The organism is Streptomyces sp. WAC06614, from assembly GCF_003949795.1.
Classification (GTDB): domain Bacteria; phylum Actinomycetota; class Actinomycetes; order Streptomycetales; family Streptomycetaceae; genus Streptomyces.
In genome coordinates this window covers 1-946 of the sequence record NZ_RPRY01000723.1, presented here as the reverse complement: position 1 = coordinate 946, position 946 = coordinate 1, and the positions used below count along the sequence as shown (strand labels likewise).

The window sequence follows — 946 nt, the reverse complement described above, 5'->3', positions numbered from 1 at the left end:
CTCCTTCACCTCGGGCCGCCTCACCTACCTCGGGCTCCCGATGCGCCTGGCCGAGACGGTCTACCTGCACTCCTGGCGCAGCACCCCACTGCCCGACGGGGTGGAGGGGGCCGACCCGGTCGGATGCGAGGAGGTCGTGGCGGGCGGGGCCGACCCGGTCGGATGCGAGGAGGTCGTGGCGGCGATGGCGCTGACCTGGCCCGGGTTCCCGGACCTGCTGCGCGACGTCGCGGCCGCCGAGATCCTCGGCACGCTGCCCCCGGCCGACGGCGGCCCGCCCCTGACCGCCGCATCGGGCTGGCCCGCGCTGTCCGCCGCGCTCGCGGCCCGCCCCGCGGAACTCGGCCTGCCGGCCGACCGCGCCGCCGCACAGCCGTACGCGCACCTGCTCCGGCCGGCCGAGCGCGCCCTGCCCTGGGCCGAGGCGGGCCCCCTGCTGGCGACCCGGCTGTGGCGCACCACGGCCCTGCTCGACCAGGTGACGCCCCTCGTGGCCGCCCTGCGCGACCACCCCGCCTTCGCCGCGACCGCGGCGGCCCTGGCCGGGGCCCGCGCCGGGGCGGCCGGGGAAGGCGACCGCGGCTTCGCGGCGGCGGCCGAGCAGCGCGAGACCCAGGCCCAGTGCGGCCGGCTGCTCGCCGCCTGGCAGGTCACGGACCGGGCGGAGCTGCTGCCGGCCCTGCGCGCCCGCGGCTTCCTTGACCTCGGCGACTTCGTCCACGCGGTCCGGAGCCGGCTCGACTTCCTCGTGGCCGGCGCCGGCGCCGGGGCCCCGGAGGAGGGCGTACGGGAGGACGCCCCGCTCGCGGCCTGACGGGCCCGGACGGCTCGGCCCGACGGCTCGGCCCGACGGCTCGGCCCGGCGGCTCGGCCCGGCGGGCGGACGGACGGGCGGGCGGACGGGGCGGACGGACGTGGCTGCGGCTCTTATATAACTCTGACGCTG

At 80.0% G+C, this 946-nt stretch carries 1 protein-coding gene; it reads left to right on the top strand.

Annotated elements, in window-relative coordinates; genetic code table 11:
• Positions 1-814: hypothetical protein (locus EF918_RS37565; protein ID WP_185922103.1), on the top strand; the 814-nt coding region annotated here is incomplete at its 5' end.
• Positions 815-946: the final 132 nt, after the last annotated feature.